The sequence below is a fragment of the Phormidesmis sp. 146-20 genome, from assembly GCF_052939475.1.
This window is the reverse complement of record NZ_JBJPHT010000001.1, coordinates 85,452-100,733: the sequence shown is the minus strand read 5'-3', so window position 1 is coordinate 100,733 and position 15,282 is coordinate 85,452. Positions and strand designations below refer to the sequence as shown.

Here is a 15,282-nt window from a genome sequence, read left to right as displayed (position 1 = left end):
CTGAGAAATGGCAGGCGTTTTAGAAAGTTGATGTTTTAGAAACCTACAGTTTCTCCTTGATCCAACTTCTCAGCAAGATGAGAGACTGTGCCAAGCCGATCGAGTCGCTCTGTTCCAGAAATTCCAGCACTCGTTTGGCAGGCAGCAGCGGAAACGCCACACTGTTTGCAGATTGGATGTAGCGATCGCCCTGCAATTCATAAATCATCAGATTGCCTTTTAGCACGTCGTCGCCGATCGTCGTCACATATTGCCAGACTTCTGGGATGCCCATCGCCGCATAGATTGCAAACTGATTCAACGTACTTTTGTTGATGGTGATATCCAGTACCAGATCCGGTGGCGCAACCTGTTCGAGATTAAGTTCTGCGCGACGGCGCATTTCGACTTCTTTATCCAGGTAATAAGACGCTTCGGGCTGAATGCAGCAGGACAGATCAGGGCGCTTGAGCAATACAGAACCGATCGAGCTAACTTGCAAAACCAGTTCATCCGCAAAGACGAGAATCAGCGACTCGATCAGCCGACTACAGCGTTCATGCTCCTCCAACGGGGTCATCATTTCAAGCTTGCCGCGATCGTAGGTCATTCTGGCGACCCGATTAGCGCCCAACTCATTGAGTAACGTCTCAAACTGTTGCCAACTTACGCCTGATAACGTCACTCTCTTTTCAGTAGGAGCGGGTTTCTTCGCCATGCTCGTTTCCTTCGACACCGTTCTACTTTCTGATTTTACTGCGATCTCTTCGAGTTACTCACAAGGGGTCGCTCTCGTCTGAAGGGTTTCCCCGATCGCAATTCTGTCTGAGTTTGATCAAAGGCGGGATCGCAGCAAGTTAGAACAGATCTGGACGCAAGAGTTTAAGGAGAAGAAGGTGAACGGTAAGTTTTTCAAGCGAAGCGGTCAGGTTTTTCTGGGTTCGGTTTTCGTCGTGGCTTCTCTGTTGGCGATCGGGTACTTTACCCCCCGAAGATGGAACGCCTCACAAACCTGTGATAGTCCTTATCGAATCTATGTGGAGGGCGATCAAATGCACGTCAATCTGATTTTGCCTGTCCGAAATCAAACGAATGATTGGAACCAGTTTTTACCGATACAAAAGATTGGTCGAGATTCGCAAGAGAACTATCGATATCTGAAATTTGGCTGGGGCGATCGCGACTTTTATATGAACACGCCAAACTGGTCAGAAGTGAGAATCACCAACGTTCTCAGAGCTTTATTCATGCCTGGAAATCCAACCGCAATGTATGTCCAGGGGTTTACAGATCTGCCTCAAAAAAAAGGCGTTGAAATCAAGTGCGTTGGAGTCAGTCAAAAAGACTATTCTCAGATGGTTGACTTCATTCAAAACTCCTTTGAACGCGACGCAAAAGGCGCTCCGATTCGCATTCAAGACGGCGGCAACGAGACGAGCGGATTTTATGAAGGTACGGGACATTATTCTGCGCTAAAAACCTGTAATACCTGGGCTGCCAATAGTTTGAGGGCCGCCAATATCAACACGCCCCTCTGGTCAGGACTGGCTTCCTCAGTGATGAGACAAATTCAGGGCTGTGAATGCGATCGTTAAAATGACCACTGCATAGGTTATGTTGAGAATCGCTGCGAGGCTTTTGGGGGGACTCAGAAGCGCTATTCTACTCATTACAGAACAAAAATTAGACAATGCGTTTCTCGAAAATTCTGATTGCCAATCGGGGAGAGATTGCCCTACGAATCCTTCGCACCTGTGAGGAGATGGGGATCGGTACTGTTGCGGTTCATTCCACTATCGATCGCCACTCTCTCCATGTGCAATTGGCTGACGAAGCCGTGTGCATTGGTGAGCCTCCCAGCAGCAAAAGTTATCTCAACATTCCCAATATCATCGCCGCGGCTCTGACTCGCAATGCGACGGCCATTCATCCTGGCTATGGGTTTTTAGCCGAAAACGCCCGCTTTGCCGAAATTTGCGCCGACCACCAGATTGCGTTTATTGGGCCGTCTCCCGACTCGATCCGATCGATGGGTGACAAGTCAACCGCCAAAAAAACGATGCAGCGCTCCGGGGTGCCGACGGTTCCTGGAAGTAAGGGATTGGTGCAGGATGAAGACGAGGCTCGAACGATCGCGCGATCGATGGGCTATCCCGTGATCATCAAGGCGACGGCGGGCGGAGGCGGCAGAGGAATGCGTCTGGTCAACACCGATGACGAACTCGGCAAAATGTACATGGCCGCCCAGGGAGAAGCAGAAGCCGCCTTTGGCAATTCTGGGGTGTATTTAGAGAAGTTTGTGCAAAAGCCTCGCCACATTGAGTTTCAGATTTTGGCAGACACTTATGGCAATGTGATTCACTTAGGCGAACGGGAATGCTCAATTCAGCGTCGTCACCAAAAGCTGTTAGAAGAAGCCCCCAGTTCTGCATTGACTCCTGCCCTCCGCGAAAAAATGGGAGCCGCCGCCGTGGCCGCCGCTCAGTCGATTAATTACGTCGGTGCCGGAACGGTGGAATTTTTGCTGGATCAGTCCGGCGAATTTTACTTTATGGAAATGAACACTCGCATTCAGGTCGAGCATCCTGTGACCGAAATGATCACCGGGATCGATTTGATTGCCGAACAGATTCGCATCGCTCAGGGCGAAAAATTGAGCCTGACTCAAGATCAGGTAATTTTGCGGGGACATGCGATCGAGTGTCGCGTCAATGCCGAAGACCCCGAACACAACTTTCGTCCCAGTCCCGGTCGCATCAGTGGGTATCTGCCTCCTAGCGGGCCGGGTGTCCGAATGGATTCTCACGTCTACACCGATTATGAAATTCCGCCGTACTACGATTCGCTGATTGGCAAACTGATCGTCTGGGCCAGCGATCGCCCCTCTGCTATCCGCCGCATGAAGCGGGCCTTGAGAGAATGTGCCGTAACGGGATTGCCGACGACGATCGCCTTCCACCAAAAGATTCTCGAAACGCCAGAATTCCTCAAAGGTGATATCTACACCAATTTTGTAGAAAGCGTGATGATGAACAAGAAGTAGGAAAACGGTGAGTCCGAATTCTCCTATCTCATCGCCTATCTCATCGCCATTGTGATCAGACCTTGCTGTCCGAGCAAAATTTCTCTAGCAAGGCTAAAAATACCCACCCAAACGATCGGGGTAATATCCACCCCCCCGATCGGCTGAATCACTTTGCGAGTGGGCGACAAAAACGGCTCCGTCGGAGCAGCTACTAAATTGAACGGAAACTGGGTCAAATCGACTTGTGGATACCAGGTCAAAACAATTCGGAAAATGAATAAAAAGGTCATCAAGCCAAGCAGGATACTCAGCGACCCAGCAGCAATTGTCGAAAAATCCATAAGAGAGTCAAAATCTTTAAGCTTTGTAACTCAATTCTAACTTTACTCGGCTCCCTCAGTTTGCTCGATCGGTTTGAAAAGGAGCTATGCAAGGGGGAACTGAACCCGTAAAATTAGAATTACTTGCTTGTTGTTCACAAAAGGACATTCAAATCCATGACTCCTTCTTTAGCAAACTTCTTAGGAAGCCTCGCCGCTGGTCTTTTTATTGTGCTGGTTCCGGCTACGATCGGACTCATTTTCATTAGCCAAAAAGATAAAATTAGACGCTCTTAATTGGTCAAAATTCAAGACAATCTTTTTTCAGGTTCTGCTCAGAACCATCCTCTTACGATTAAAACCTCAGTTAAAGTAGAGGCAGTCGCCTTGAAAACTGGGGTTTTTGCTTTGACGGGCAAAACTTGGGGTCTAATCAACGGTGCGATCGCTTGAAATCTGAGACAAATCTATGACTTTGAAAGTAGAGATTTTAGGCATAACTCGCTAACATGGGACTTACCTAGGAGACCGGGAATGGTTAATTTTCAGTTCAATCTTGCAAGCGTCTCAGGTATTCTCCTCGCAGTCGGTGGAGCAGCCCTTTATGCTGTGCGATCGACGCGCCCTGAGTTATCTAGAGATCACGACATTTTCTTTTCTGCTGTCGGGCTACTGTGTGGCTTGATTTTGATTTTTTATGGCTGGCGATTTGACCCGATTATGCAGTTTGGTCAAGTTTTGCTGACGGGGGCCTCGATTTTCTTTGTCGTCGAGAATCTGCGTCTGAGAAAGGTTTCGACCGAGCAGGCCAAGAAAAATACGCCCATCGTGGACAGCGATCGTCCTGTGAGCCGCAGCTACAAAACGACCTACAACGCTGAGTTTGACGACCAAGAAGTGATCAACGATCGCGTCAGCCGTCCTCGCATTCAAGGCAGCCGAGAAGTCCGCTCTGAGCGCGATGGATATGACAGTCGTCGCCGCCCCACAACCCGCCGCAATCCTGACCCTCGAATCGATTCTGACGATCGTCCCCGTCGTCGCCCTCGCGCAGATGACTCGATCATGGATGCGACCTCCGAATCGAACGGATATGGCAGTGCTTGGGGAGCCGACGACCGATCTCGCAGCCGCAATACGCCTCCTGCTAGCCGTCCCAGAAGACCTCGCCCTACCGATGATGAAGCGTCTTCTCGCCGCAGAGAAGTTGTCCGCCCATCTGATGATTATGTCGAGTACCGTCCGATCGAGTCCAATGACGACGAAAACGACAACTGGGGAAATTCTTAGCCTTTTGTTCTGAATATCGCTGAAACGTTGATCCTCCCGTTGCTTCCTACAATTTGTGAAGTCGGGGGGATTTGCTATGAGGGCGTGCTGTATTCTGCATTTCGTCAAGCTGATTGTGTGGTTTCTGGAACTGGAATTTTTAGGCTGTGAAAAGGCTGTTTGGTCGATTACTTTCTCTATCCATAAAACTCGCCCTTCTGGGAACGACAGCCTGCGCCCCTCCTGCGGGGATGCCGATCGGCTCCACCGCTCTCAACACCCGCTACAACGAAGAACAGCCTGCCCTGAGTGGAGACGTTCGCCTGCTGGCATTGGTGTCGAACCGCAACGGCAGCCGCAATATTTTGGTTTACAACTTACAGCAACAACAGTTTGTTGAATTGCCACGCCTCAATCGACCCGACGCGATCGCCGAAAGTCCCAGTCTCAGCTACACTGGACGCTACCTGGTTTACATGGCCAGCGATCGCGGCACTCCAGAAATTCGCCTGTACGATCGAGCTACTCAGCAGCCCCAGGTTTTGATGTCGCTCTATCCAGGTTGGGTGCGCCGTCCGAGTATCAGCCCCGATGGGCGCTATGTCACTTTTGAAAGCAGTACTCGTGGGCAGTGGGATGTCGAAGTCTTGGATCGCGGGGCCTTTGTGGAGTTGGATCTTCCTGGCGATCGTCGGTCTGCTCCCTAAGAGATTTTTGGCGTGAAACGTTCTGTTTTGGTGTGGATGGCGATCGTTCCCTTGCTGCATAGCTGTGGGGGCAATCAGTTGCTGACGTTTCCGTTTGATCCGGGAGGGCGCAGTCTCAACAGTCCCTATGCAGAAATAAACCCTCGGATTACAAAGCGCTACATCGTGCTGGCCTCTGATCGTCGGGGCACACAAGATATTTATCTGTACGACACGATCGAGCAGCGCTTAATTGATTTGCCGGGACTCAATGCACTCGATTTGATGGCTTCTCACCCTGACATTTCTGAAGATGGGCGGTTGATTGTTTTTGCGGGGAGTCGGCAAGGCAGAACGGGGATCTATCTGTACGATCGAGAACTTCGCCAGCTTCGCAACTTGACCGAAAATCTACGTTCAGAAGTCAGAAATCCCACCATTAGCGCCAACGGCAGTACGATCGCCTTTGAGTCAAACGCTAGAGGGCAGTGGGATATTTTGCTCTACGATCGCACCGGACAGCCCCTCAACATTCCAACCGATCCCCAGTAGAAGGTGATTATCTTAAGCCTATCCAGCTAAAAAAGTCCTGGCCTGTCGAGAATTCAAGAATCAGCAAAGCGGCGAACCCGATCATGGCAAATCGGCTGTTGATCCTTTCTGCGTAAGGTTTCCAGCCAAAAGCGGGAGGTTCTGACTGGGGATCTTGATTGTTTGGGGCGGGAGGTTGAGAACTCATGAGTTAGAAGACGTGATAGAACCCTTTGATTGTGCCTCATAAGATTGAACAGATTCAATCAACGATCGCACTTCCTTCACCCCTTCAGACGGCTCAAACTTAAGCGGAAACTTCTTACGGCTGATCATCTTCAATCCCAAAGGCGCAAGGCTCAACAGCCCTCTCAGATCTCTAAAACTGTTGCCTACCACCTGCAACCCAAACAGCCGCTCATCGATCCAGCCGCCTTGTTTGACGAGACTGATCAGCGTTTTGCGATGTCGAATCGATCGACTCTCTTGCCCCGTTTTGCCGACTAAAATCTCGTTCTTGATCTTGCCAATTTGATCCATTGGCGCAACCTCCATCGGGCACACACTATTGCAGTAATAGCAGCGCGTGCAGCCCCAAACGCCCGCCGTTCCTTCGTTGTACTTTTCCAGGCGATCGGCGGTTTGGTCATCACGATTGTCTGCCACCATTCGATAGGCTTTGGCCAGGGCATGAGGCCCGACAAAATCAGGATTGACCTCGCGGGCATTGCATTCTGAATAGCAGGCTCCACAGAGAATACAGTTTCCTGATTGGTCAAGCTGCGATCGCTCCTCTGGAGTTTGGAGAAATTCGCGTTCTGGAATCTGCCGCGCTGCGGTACTCACGTAGGGATCGACGGCTTTCAGATTAGCCCAAAATCCCTGCATATCGACCACCAGATCTTTGATCACGGGCATGTTACCCATCGGAGCAATGGTAATTTCGGGCACCTCAGAATCCGAGGGAAATCGGGCAATTTCGCTACCCACATTTTCTTTGCAGGCTAGAGCCGATCGCCCATTAATTCGCATTGAACAACTGCCACAAATCGTATTTCGACAGTTTTTCCGAAAAGCCAGCGTCCCGTCATGCTCCCATTTAATCTGATTGAGACAGTCGAGAATTGTGTTTCCTGACTCAACCTCCAGCCTGTAGGAGTGAATGGCAGGAGCGTAGCCCTGATTTTGCCGGACGACTTTAAAAACAACTTGCATTCTGATAACGAGACCTTGAAATGTGGAGGGTGAGCAGTCGAGAGTTGAGCTAAAAAATCAGTCAGAGATTTCCTGTTTAGTAATAAATTATCTATGCATTTAATAGCTTGTTACGAAAAAAGCAGCTTCATCAGTTCTCGCTTTAAATGTTGCGGGCAGTCGGCCCAATTCCCTTGTAATCAATCTAGCGCATCACCAGCCTCTAAGCGGATTGGCTGAGTTACGACCTGTCAATATCGATGCATAGATTATCGCTTTTGGATAAGTAAAATTTCTCAAGGTGAGCCGATTTGTCCAAAAAGTTTAACGTCAACTTCTTTAAGACATCTGCAAAATAGAAAATTTTTGTCTCGCCTAGATGAGGCGTATTGAAACAACTTCCATTCACCATCGATTTGAGAAAGTTTGAGAAAGGGCAAGGCTCGATCGAAATTATTATTGAAATTATTAATACCAAAAAAAATATTGAAAATTACTGTTCAAGTTTTGCAGATTGGAGATATATTTTATTAAGTCAAACATTCAAAATTGACTCTATTTACCACTCAGAAATCGTAGGGATATTCTGTAGCAGATGACTGAAACTGCAACTGCCCCTTTGACAGGGAAGGCATTACTTCAAAAAGTAAAAGAACTGTCGCACTTGCCTCGGCGGGAAACTGCCAAACGCTGCGGCTATTACACGGTTACTAAAAACAACCAAACCCGTGTCAATCTGACTGATTTTTATGATGCTTTGTTGGTCGCTAGGGGAATTCCACTTAGCCCAGAAGGGTCTAAAGATGGTCGGGGGCGTGAGCCAACTTACCGCGTCAGTGTTCATCAAAACGGTCAAATTGTAATCGGTGCAGCCTATACCAAGGCGATGGGCTTAAAACCCGGAGATGAGTTTGAAATTAAGCTGGGCTATAAGCATATTCATCTCATTCAGATTGACGCTGATAAGAGTAGTCAAAACGGAGTTCATCTTGAGGAAGAAGAAGAATAGCACTCAGAAAGACTGTCTTCAAATCGAGTCTTGATGCTGCTGTTTTTTGGAAAAATTTATGCCTACGCTCGATCGCACGTCCCAGTTTTTTGCAGCCTTTGCAGAAGCTCCTGTGTGGGTGAGGGTGGGCGTTTTTTTTGTCGGTTGGCTTCTGGTTTGGCTCCCGATCGCCATTCCCCTGGCCGCCTTTCTCAAGTGGCACCCTTTCAAGCCTTTAGACGTTCGCCAAAAGCTGCCGCTGGTTGCTTCACTGTATCTGCTGGCTCCGATCGTTCTCTGGGGTGTTGCCTGGATTCAGAATGTCCCCTTCTCCAGCTATGGTCTGATTTGGAATAGACAAACGTTCTCTTCTCTCGGTATCGGGCTTGGGTTGGGTGCGATCGGTTTAATTCTGCTTTTTACCCTACAAACGGTTTTGGGCTGGCTTGAGTGGCGTAGTGAGCCTGGGACGAAACTAGCTGCTGTTTTACTGCCCACCCTATTACTCGGACTGCTGGTAGGCGGGATTGAAGAATTAGTGTTTCGAGGATTTCTTTTTAACCAGCTTTTGACAGGGTTTGATTTTTGGACAGCGGCGATCGCGTCCAGTCTGATTTTTGCCCTGCTTCACTTAGTCTGGGAAGGCAAAGAAAACATTCCTCAGCTTCCTGGACTCTCTCTAATGGGCGTGGTGCTTTGTCTAGCGCTGGGGGCAAATTCTGGAAGTCTTGGGCTGGCCTGGGGGCTTCATGCGGGATGGGTGTGGACGATCGCGACTCTTGACTCCGCGCAATTGATTCACCTCAAAAAAGATGCCCCAGAGTGGCTCACTGGCCCAGCAGGCAAGCCGCTAGAGGGCGTAATGGGTCTGCTGTTTCTCTTAGCAACCGGACTGCTACTGATCCCGCTTAGAGCCATTTTTAGTGCAGTGTCAGTTTGATCAAGTCTTTTCGCTACGTTGTCAAGCTTCTTTCATAGATTTGGGAGGCGTTCCCAGATTGACAGTTGCAGTGAGGCATTTCTGCGAATTTACATTTTCTCAGTCCCTCAAAACTCAAAGCTGGCCCAGTTAGGATCGCGGTAGTAGGTTGTCATGTCATCAAATTTGCGAAGTTCGGCTCGATGGACTAGAAACGTTTGTGATTCTTGCTCTAGCCATTGTTTGTTGAGTTCGTCAAAGGTTTGGCTGAGACGATTGCTCTCGACCTGTGAAGTGTCGCCAAAATATCCCAGCGTGATGTGAGGCGTGAAGTAGTACTGTTGCTCAATACCGATCGCCATCAAATCCGGGTTTTGGTAAATCGCACGGCGCAATTTGAGAATGCGATCGTAAGACTCTTCATCGGTCGGAGCCAGACAAACCGCCACTGCCCGCGTCATCACAATCAGGCCCAACACCTGAAAACGAATCGGGTTTCTTTGAGAAAGCGGCTGACACTGCTGAAAACTTTGGGCAATGCGATCGCGCAACTGCTCCTCAAACGCTGGATTTTGGCTCAAAGCGTGACGATAGGTGCCGTTCCAAATCAAATCGGCCAGCGTCAAGTGAAAACTCTCAGCCGGAAGGGGAGCGAGCAGATCCAACCCAACTTTTTGAGCAACCTGAGACTGAAATTGAGTGAGGCGATCGAATAGAGCAGCATTCTCCGGATCATCTGCGCCGCAAGGAGTCACCACGGTATAGCCTGGAAACGGGTTCGCCTGCCAATCTTCTCCAGACGGCTTAAACTTGGGCGATTCCTGAATATGCTGCACCTGAGACTTGTAGGTGTCTGGAAGCGTCATCCGGATCACCCGGTTGAGGTAGGTCTGATAATTCTCGTCCAACTCGATCGCCTCACCTATAATCGACAGTTTAGAAATCCTTCCTTAATCTAGCGGTAAAGTGTCTCTTAAAAGTGTCTCTTACTCTTCAGAGATTTCAGTATTGCCTCTAAAAGCTGCCGAAGTAGAGAAAAGCTTAAGAAAACTTCAGCGAGAGAAATCTGGAAGGGAGGAGGGAGGAGGGATGAAAAGGAAAGTTGAGTTCTATGCTCTAATTCCCACAAGAGTTACATCAAAACAAATCACTCAGCAAAGTGCCTAAGATCATGGATTAAACAAACGTTCAAACAAACCTGACGAATTAATTCACGGCTATAAGAACAAACCCTGCCCTCGCAGATTAGAACGTTGGCGTTGCTGATTGGAGGGATGAATCTGTGAGAAGTGTCCATCTTTTCGCCCCCTAAATCCCCAAAAATGGGGGACTTTGAATATTAGGTTTCCCGCCGCTTTGGGGCAATTCATCCCCTGATTCAGCACTGCCAGAACGTTTTATCCCACGAGTTCTAAGCGCTTCATCCCTCATCCCTCATCCCTGTCCTATGCCAATTTACCTCTATTGGGGAGAAGATAGTTTTGCGATCGCCCAAGCCGTCAAGAGGTTGCAGGCACGATCGCTCGATCCCACTTGGGAGAGCTTTAACTTTGACAAAATTTCTCCTGATCAGCCAGAATCCGTCATTCAAGGTCTCAATCAAGCGATGACACCGCCGTTTGGGTCGGGAAATCGGTTTGTCTGGCTGGTCGATACGGCTCTAACTCAGCGCTGCTCAGAAGAACTCTTGGCAGAACTCGATCGTACCTTTCCCGCAATTCCTGAAACGACAACGTTTTTGATGACGAGTTTGGTAAAGCCTGACGGCCGCTTGAAATCGACCAAGCTGCTGCAAAAATACGCTCAGATTCAAGAATTTTCGCCCATTCCGCCCTGGAAAACTGATCTTCTTCTCAAGCAGGTGCAGCGAGTCGCGCAAGAAGTCGGGGTCAAGCTATCGATCGCTGGTGCAGAATTTATGGTCGAAGCCGTCGGCAATAACACGAGACAGCTTTATAGTGAGTTGGAGAAAATCCGATTATTTGCGGGCGACTCTAAAAAACCCTTGGGCGTGGAAGCGATCGCTCCCTTAATCACCACGACCAGCCAAAACAGTTTGCAGCTAGTGGCAATGATTCTCGAAGGTAAAACCGATCAAGCCTTGGAACTGGTCACAGATTTGCTGCGTCAAAACGAACCTGCCATTAAAATCGTGGTGACTTTAATCAATCAATTTAGACAACGCCTATGGATCAAAATCATGATGCAATCGGGAGAGCGAGATGAACGCACGATCGCTCAGGCGGCTGAGTTAAACAATCCCAAAAAACTTTACTTTTTGCAAAAAGAATTGGCTAAACTCTCAGTTAATCAGCTTCAACAAACCCTTCCGCTACTCCTCGAACTAGAATTCAGTCTCAAACGCGGCATTGACGAAACGGCTGCTATGCAAACGAAGGTGATCGAGCTTTGTCAAATTTTTAGTTAGTGCCATTTTCTCAGTAGTGACTAAAATCACTTGATTCCAAAACTAAATTCTTGCTGACTTCTGGAACTTCTTGCTCATAAAATAATTCATGAATCTTGAACCTCAACCGTGTGCTAGTTTGCGGAATGTCACACACACTATGATGAACTGTGTTTCTCGCTTTCCATTTCAACTCAACCGAGTTTTAGCCCGATCGCTGACGATCGCGACGCTTTCGACACTCGGACTACTGACTGGCGTTGCGCCTAATCTCTCAGGGCAACCTACTCAACTGTTTGATACAGCAGTCCATGCTCAAGAAGAATCGACGTTTACGCGCTATGTGAAAGCCGCCTTTGAGATTGAGAAGATGCGGCGATCGCTCCTCGATCAAGTCAAGCAACTTACGGGGGGCAACGTGCCGAGCAACGTTTGTCAATCGTCTAGCTTGGCGCAGGTGTCGTCTAATGTGCGCGATCAAGTCAAGGGCATTTGCGATAATTTTTCGGCTCAGGCAAAGTCGATCGTTCAGGATAAGTACAAACTTAGCCGCGACGAATTCAACAGCTTTCAACGGCAGAGCCAAAATCCTGATATGAAATCTCGCATCGAAGCTGAGATTCGCAATTTGAATCTTCGCTAAAGCTGATCAAAAAGTGATGCAAGATACCTAATTGATGGCGAGAACTCTGTAGATCCTTAGAATAAGCGATCGTTCTGAGGTGAGTTATGGGCTGTTTTGTTGAGGCAGATCCCTATCCGTATCCATTCAATGGAGATCTGCGTCCGGAGAATACGGTGGTTTTGGTGATCGATATGCAGGCTGACTTTTGTGGAGTTGGAGGGTATGTCGATCGCATGGGCTACGATTTGTCTTTGACGCGGCGGGCGATCGAGCCGATCAAAAATCTGCTCTCAGTGGCACGGGCCAAGCACTTCCAGATCATTCACACCCGCGAAGGTCATCGACCCGATCTGTCTGACTTACCCGAAAATAAACAGTGGCGCAGTCGGCAAATTGGCGCTGGCATCGGTGACCCTGGGCCTTGTGGCAAAATTCTCGTCCGAGGGGAGCCTGGCTGGGAAATCATTCCAGAATTGGCACCCCTGCCGGGAGAAGCCATCATCGACAAACCTGGCAAAGGGTCTTTTTACGCCACCGATCTGGATCTGCTGCTCAAGCGAAAAGGCATTCAAAACATCATTCTCACGGGCATTACAACCGATGTCTGCGTACATACGACGATGCGAGAGTCCAACGATCGCGGCTATGAGTGTCTCATTTTATCGGACTGCACAGGCGCAACGGATTACGGCAATCATTTAGCGGCGCTCAAAATGGTGACGATGCAGGGTGGCGTGTTTGGTGCTGTTGCGGATTCTCAAGCGGTGATCAGTGCGATCGATCTCCTGTAAAGGTCAGCCTTGAATTTTCGGAACTTTGGTGAAGTTTTTCGCTTCGGTGTTTGCGTCTTCTGCTCCCCAAGTTGCCAATTTTGGGGGACTTTAAGGCAAGCGTTTCGGCTCAAAGTTCTCCATTTTGGGCAAATTTATTAGCCTTTAAAGCTTGTAATTGAATTCAGGTTGATTCAACGTCGATCGCTAACATTGACTCATCTCAAGGTAGGCTTTGGAGAAGAACTAAAACCGCTTCTCTTTGAGATGATCACTCCCGCTGGCTATATTTTGGCGCTTGATTTGGGCACGACGGGCAATCGCGCTTTTTTGTTTGATTCATCGGGGAGCGTGGCCGGTCAGGCTTATCTGGCGTTGACACAGCACTATCCGCAGCCTGGAGGGTTGGAGCATGATCCCCAAGAAATTTGGCAGGCTACCTGTGAAGTCATGCAGACGGCGATGCAGCGGGCCCAGATTGAGCCGAGTCAGATTGCGGCGATCGGACTAACCGTTCAGCGAGAAACTTGTTTGCTGTGGGACAAAACGACGGGACAGCCACTTCACAATGCGATCGTTTGGCAAGATCGGCGGACGGCTCCCCTTTGTAATCAGTTGCGCGATCGCGGGTACGCTCCAGACATTTGCGATCGTACTGGACTGATTTTGGATGCCTACTTTTCGGCGACGAAGCTATCCTGGCTGTTAGAAAACGTCGTGTCTGAGACACCGCTAGAAAATGTGTTAGCAGGCACGATCGACACCTGGATTTTGTGGAATCTCACCGGGCGCCAGGTTCACGCAACCGATGACAGCAACGCCAGCCGCACGATGTTATTCAATTTAGAAACTCGCGAGTGGGATGCAAAACTTTTGGATCTGTTTGCGATTCCGTCTCATGTGTTGCCTAAAATTCAGCCTAGTTTGAGTCAGTTTGGCGTGACGGATGCAAGGTTGTGGGGAGCAGAAATTCCGATTATGGCGATTTTGGGCGACCAGCAAGCGTCTCTTTTTGGACATGGATGTGATCGTCCTGGTCTGGTCAAATGCACTTACGGAACGGGCTGCTTTTTGGTAGCTCACAGTGGCGAATCGATCGTGCGGTCTCAACAATTGATTTCGACGATCGCCTGGACTCAATCCGATCAGGTAGGATACGCCCTCGAAGGCAGCATGTTCACCACGGGGGCTTGCATTCAATGGCTCAGAGATGGGCTGCAACTGATTTCAACGGCGGCCGAAACGGACGCGATCGCTCAACAGGTTCCTAACAACGGCGGCGTTTATTTTGTGCCTGCTCTCAGTGGGTTGGGCGCTCCTCGATGGGATATGACGGCAAGAGGCGCATTTTGGGGAATCACAGGTGGGACAGGACGATCGCATTTAATTCGGGCCGTCTTGGAGTCGATCGCGTATCAGGTCAAAGAAGTGGTGCAGGTGATCGAGGAGTGCAGTTCCCTTAAAATTACGCGCCTCAAAGTCGATGGTGGAGCGTGTGAAAATGATTTTCTGATGCAGTTTCAGGCAGACGTGTTGGGAATTGCGATCGAGCGTCCCAAAATGCGTGACGCGACTGTGCAGGGCGTTGCGTTTGCGGCAGGTCTGGTGGTGGGCTTTTGGGAGGATTATCAGACGCTAATTGCCCAAAGAGAACTCGATCGCGTGTTTGAACCTGGAAACGGATCTGAGCAAGCGTTAGCTAACTTTGTGATCTGGCAGAAAGCAGTGGAGCGATCGCAACATTGGGTCGAGTGAATCAATACCACAATTAAAATGGGAGCATCAGATGATATACCTCAAAATACTATCAGACACAAATCTCACACACAAACTAAATCAGGAAATATCACGGCAGTCTCAACGGCAAGAAGAACATAAGATCGAAGCAGGAACGATTCTGACGCTCAAATCATACAGCTTGACGAAGACGATCTGCAAGTTGTCTTAGAGCAAGAAATAGAAGGCATCGATACCTGGTCTCTCGAAAAAGAGAAGGGCGCGATCGTCGAGAAAAATGACATTGTGTTTCCAAGCGTTAAGAAGTTAGAGGTGCCTTCCTACAGTCAGCTAAAGAATCTCAACAATCCTCTTGACAGCAGTGGTCTTACCTCTTTGGCGATGGCACTGGCTTGTCTACACGTCCCTCGCAAGCATCCGAGTAAGCGATTTGCTGATGAGTTGGCTGATTGCTATAAAGAGAAGCGCTTGGAGAGTTTCGAGCGGTATAACGTGGAAAAGGTGACGGAAGACTACGGATGCGACGCTCGCTTTATTCACCCAGCAAATTTTTTAGAGGTTAAAGATTGGCTTGTCCAGGAGAATCCAGTCATTGCGTATCGCCCTTTCACGATTTCTGGCCATGCGTTCTGCATCGTTGGCTTTAATGAAGAGGGATTTGTGGTCTATGACCCCTACTACGGTGAGCTAATACCCAATTTTGACACTCGATACTACGACAACAGTAGAACTGGAAAATACCCCACTTATTCATACAGCTTGATCTACAATCTATGCTGCTCTGAAGGCCAAGGGTTTGAGGTGCATTTTCTTTCAAAGCAGAACTGACTTT

General features: G+C 48.9%; 17 protein-coding genes. 13 read left to right on the top strand and 4 right to left on the bottom strand.

Features of this window, described 5'->3' with window-relative positions:
- Positions 1–43 precede the first annotated feature (43 nt).
- Entirely contained in the window at positions 44–697 is a 654-nt protein-coding gene (locus ACKFKH_RS00460) for a Uma2 family endonuclease (RefSeq protein WP_446856247.1), read from the bottom strand.
- Between the two features lie 178 nt (positions 698–875).
- On the opposite strand from ACKFKH_RS00460, the gene ACKFKH_RS00455 reads away from it, so the two are divergent.
- Positions 876–1,574 carry a TIGR02117 family protein gene (locus ACKFKH_RS00455; RefSeq protein ID WP_446856246.1) on the top strand — a complete coding sequence of 233 codons (699 nt, stop codon included), beginning with the start codon at positions 876–878 and terminating at the stop codon, positions 1,572–1,574.
- Positions 1,575–1,669: 95 nt separating this feature from the next.
- Complete coding sequence (gene accC, locus ACKFKH_RS00450; RefSeq protein WP_446856245.1) at positions 1,670–3,022, top strand: acetyl-CoA carboxylase biotin carboxylase subunit; 1,353 nt, start codon at positions 1,670–1,672, stop codon at positions 3,020–3,022.
- Positions 3,023–3,057: 35 nt separating this feature from the next.
- On the opposite strand, the gene ACKFKH_RS00445 is transcribed toward accC, so the two are convergent.
- Entirely contained in the window at positions 3,058–3,345 is a 288-nt protein-coding gene (locus ACKFKH_RS00445) for a YggT family protein (protein ID WP_446856244.1), read from the bottom strand.
- Positions 3,346–3,501: 156 nt separating this feature from the next.
- Between ACKFKH_RS00445 and psbX the strand changes: the two genes are divergently transcribed.
- The 4 genes from psbX (at position 3,502) to ACKFKH_RS00425 (ending at position 5,831) form a co-directional block, all read left to right on the top strand.
- The gene (gene psbX / locus ACKFKH_RS00440; RefSeq protein ID WP_446856243.1) at positions 3,502–3,621 is read left to right on the top strand and encodes a photosystem II reaction center protein PsbX; all 120 of its coding nucleotides are present in this window, start codon (positions 3,502–3,504) and stop codon (positions 3,619–3,621) included.
- A 237-nt stretch (positions 3,622–3,858) separates the two neighbouring features.
- Positions 3,859–4,614, top strand: a complete 756-nt coding sequence (locus tag ACKFKH_RS00435) for a Ycf66 family protein (RefSeq protein WP_446856242.1) — start codon at positions 3,859–3,861, stop codon at positions 4,612–4,614.
- 146 nt (positions 4,615–4,760) lie between these two features.
- Positions 4,761–5,300, top strand: a complete 540-nt coding sequence (locus ACKFKH_RS00430) for a TolB family protein (protein WP_446856241.1) — start codon at positions 4,761–4,763, stop codon at positions 5,298–5,300.
- 12 nt (positions 5,301–5,312) lie between these two features.
- The gene (locus tag ACKFKH_RS00425; protein ID WP_446856240.1) at positions 5,313–5,831 is read left to right on the top strand and encodes a TolB family protein; all 519 of its coding nucleotides are present in this window, start codon (positions 5,313–5,315) and stop codon (positions 5,829–5,831) included.
- 183 nt (positions 5,832–6,014) lie between these two features.
- On the opposite strand, the gene ACKFKH_RS00420 is transcribed toward ACKFKH_RS00425, so the two are convergent.
- Entirely contained in the window at positions 6,015–7,025 is a 1,011-nt protein-coding gene (locus ACKFKH_RS00420) for a succinate dehydrogenase/fumarate reductase iron-sulfur subunit (protein ID WP_446856239.1), read from the bottom strand.
- Positions 7,026–7,599: 574 nt separating this feature from the next.
- On the opposite strand from ACKFKH_RS00420, the gene ACKFKH_RS00415 reads away from it, so the two are divergent.
- Together ACKFKH_RS00415 and ACKFKH_RS00410 are read left to right on the top strand one after the other, a co-directional pair.
- Positions 7,600–8,013, top strand: a complete 414-nt coding sequence (locus tag ACKFKH_RS00415) for an AbrB family transcriptional regulator (RefSeq protein ID WP_446856238.1) — start codon at positions 7,600–7,602, stop codon at positions 8,011–8,013.
- Between the two features lie 58 nt (positions 8,014–8,071).
- Positions 8,072–8,932: a CPBP family intramembrane glutamic endopeptidase gene (locus ACKFKH_RS00410; protein ID WP_446856237.1), complete on the top strand. Its 861-nt coding sequence runs from the start codon at positions 8,072–8,074 to the stop codon at positions 8,930–8,932.
- Positions 8,933–9,039: 107 nt separating this feature from the next.
- On the opposite strand, the gene ACKFKH_RS00405 is transcribed toward ACKFKH_RS00410, so the two are convergent.
- Entirely contained in the window at positions 9,040–9,819 is a 780-nt protein-coding gene (locus tag ACKFKH_RS00405) for a DUF1868 domain-containing protein (protein WP_446856236.1), read from the bottom strand.
- Positions 9,820–10,358: 539 nt separating this feature from the next.
- Between ACKFKH_RS00405 and holA the strand changes: the two genes are divergently transcribed.
- The 5 genes from holA (at position 10,359) to ACKFKH_RS00380 (ending at position 15,278) form a co-directional block, all read left to right on the top strand.
- Entirely contained in the window at positions 10,359–11,339 is a 981-nt protein-coding gene (gene holA, locus ACKFKH_RS00400) for a DNA polymerase III subunit delta (RefSeq protein ID WP_446856235.1), read from the top strand.
- Between the two features lie 139 nt (positions 11,340–11,478).
- Positions 11,479–11,961, top strand: coding sequence for a DUF4168 domain-containing protein (locus tag ACKFKH_RS00395; RefSeq protein ID WP_446856234.1), 483 nt, complete (start codon positions 11,479–11,481; stop codon positions 11,959–11,961).
- Positions 11,962–12,047: 86 nt separating this feature from the next.
- Entirely contained in the window at positions 12,048–12,734 is a 687-nt protein-coding gene (biuH, locus tag ACKFKH_RS00390; protein WP_446856233.1) for a biuret amidohydrolase, read from the top strand.
- A 192-nt stretch (positions 12,735–12,926) separates the two neighbouring features.
- Positions 12,927–14,468 carry a glycerol kinase GlpK gene (gene glpK, locus ACKFKH_RS00385; protein WP_446856232.1) on the top strand — a complete coding sequence of 514 codons (1,542 nt, stop codon included), beginning with the start codon at positions 12,927–12,929 and terminating at the stop codon, positions 14,466–14,468.
- A gap of 267 nt (positions 14,469–14,735) precedes the next feature.
- Complete coding sequence (locus tag ACKFKH_RS00380) at positions 14,736–15,278, top strand: C39 family peptidase (protein WP_446856231.1); 543 nt, start codon at positions 14,736–14,738, stop codon at positions 15,276–15,278.
- The last annotated feature ends 4 nt before the right edge of the window (positions 15,279–15,282 follow it).

What these genes read in the sequence shown, in the direction of transcription:
- psbX (WP_446856243.1), top strand. Translation starts at nt 3,502, where the DNA reads ATGACTCCTTCTTTAGCAAACTTCTTAGGAAGCCTCGCCGCTGGTCTT.
- biuH (WP_446856233.1), top strand. Translation starts at nt 12,048, where the DNA reads ATGGGCTGTTTTGTTGAGGCAGATCCCTATCCGTATCCATTCAATGGA.
- ACKFKH_RS00460 (WP_446856247.1), bottom strand. Translation starts at nt 697, where the DNA reads ATGGCGAAGAAACCCGCTCCTACTGAAAAGAGAGTGACGTTATCAGGC.
- holA (WP_446856235.1), top strand. Translation starts at nt 10,359, where the DNA reads ATGCCAATTTACCTCTATTGGGGAGAAGATAGTTTTGCGATCGCCCAA.
- ACKFKH_RS00415 (WP_446856238.1), top strand. Translation starts at nt 7,600, where the DNA reads ATGACTGAAACTGCAACTGCCCCTTTGACAGGGAAGGCATTACTTCAA.
- ACKFKH_RS00420 (WP_446856239.1), bottom strand. Translation starts at nt 7,025, where the DNA reads ATGCAAGTTGTTTTTAAAGTCGTCCGGCAAAATCAGGGCTACGCTCCT.
- accC (WP_446856245.1), top strand. Translation starts at nt 1,670, where the DNA reads ATGCGTTTCTCGAAAATTCTGATTGCCAATCGGGGAGAGATTGCCCTA.
- ACKFKH_RS00445 (WP_446856244.1), bottom strand. Translation starts at nt 3,345, where the DNA reads ATGGATTTTTCGACAATTGCTGCTGGGTCGCTGAGTATCCTGCTTGGC.
- ACKFKH_RS00410 (WP_446856237.1), top strand. Translation starts at nt 8,072, where the DNA reads ATGCCTACGCTCGATCGCACGTCCCAGTTTTTTGCAGCCTTTGCAGAA.
- ACKFKH_RS00395 (WP_446856234.1), top strand. Translation starts at nt 11,479, where the DNA reads ATGATGAACTGTGTTTCTCGCTTTCCATTTCAACTCAACCGAGTTTTA.
- ACKFKH_RS00435 (WP_446856242.1), top strand. Translation starts at nt 3,859, where the DNA reads ATGGTTAATTTTCAGTTCAATCTTGCAAGCGTCTCAGGTATTCTCCTC.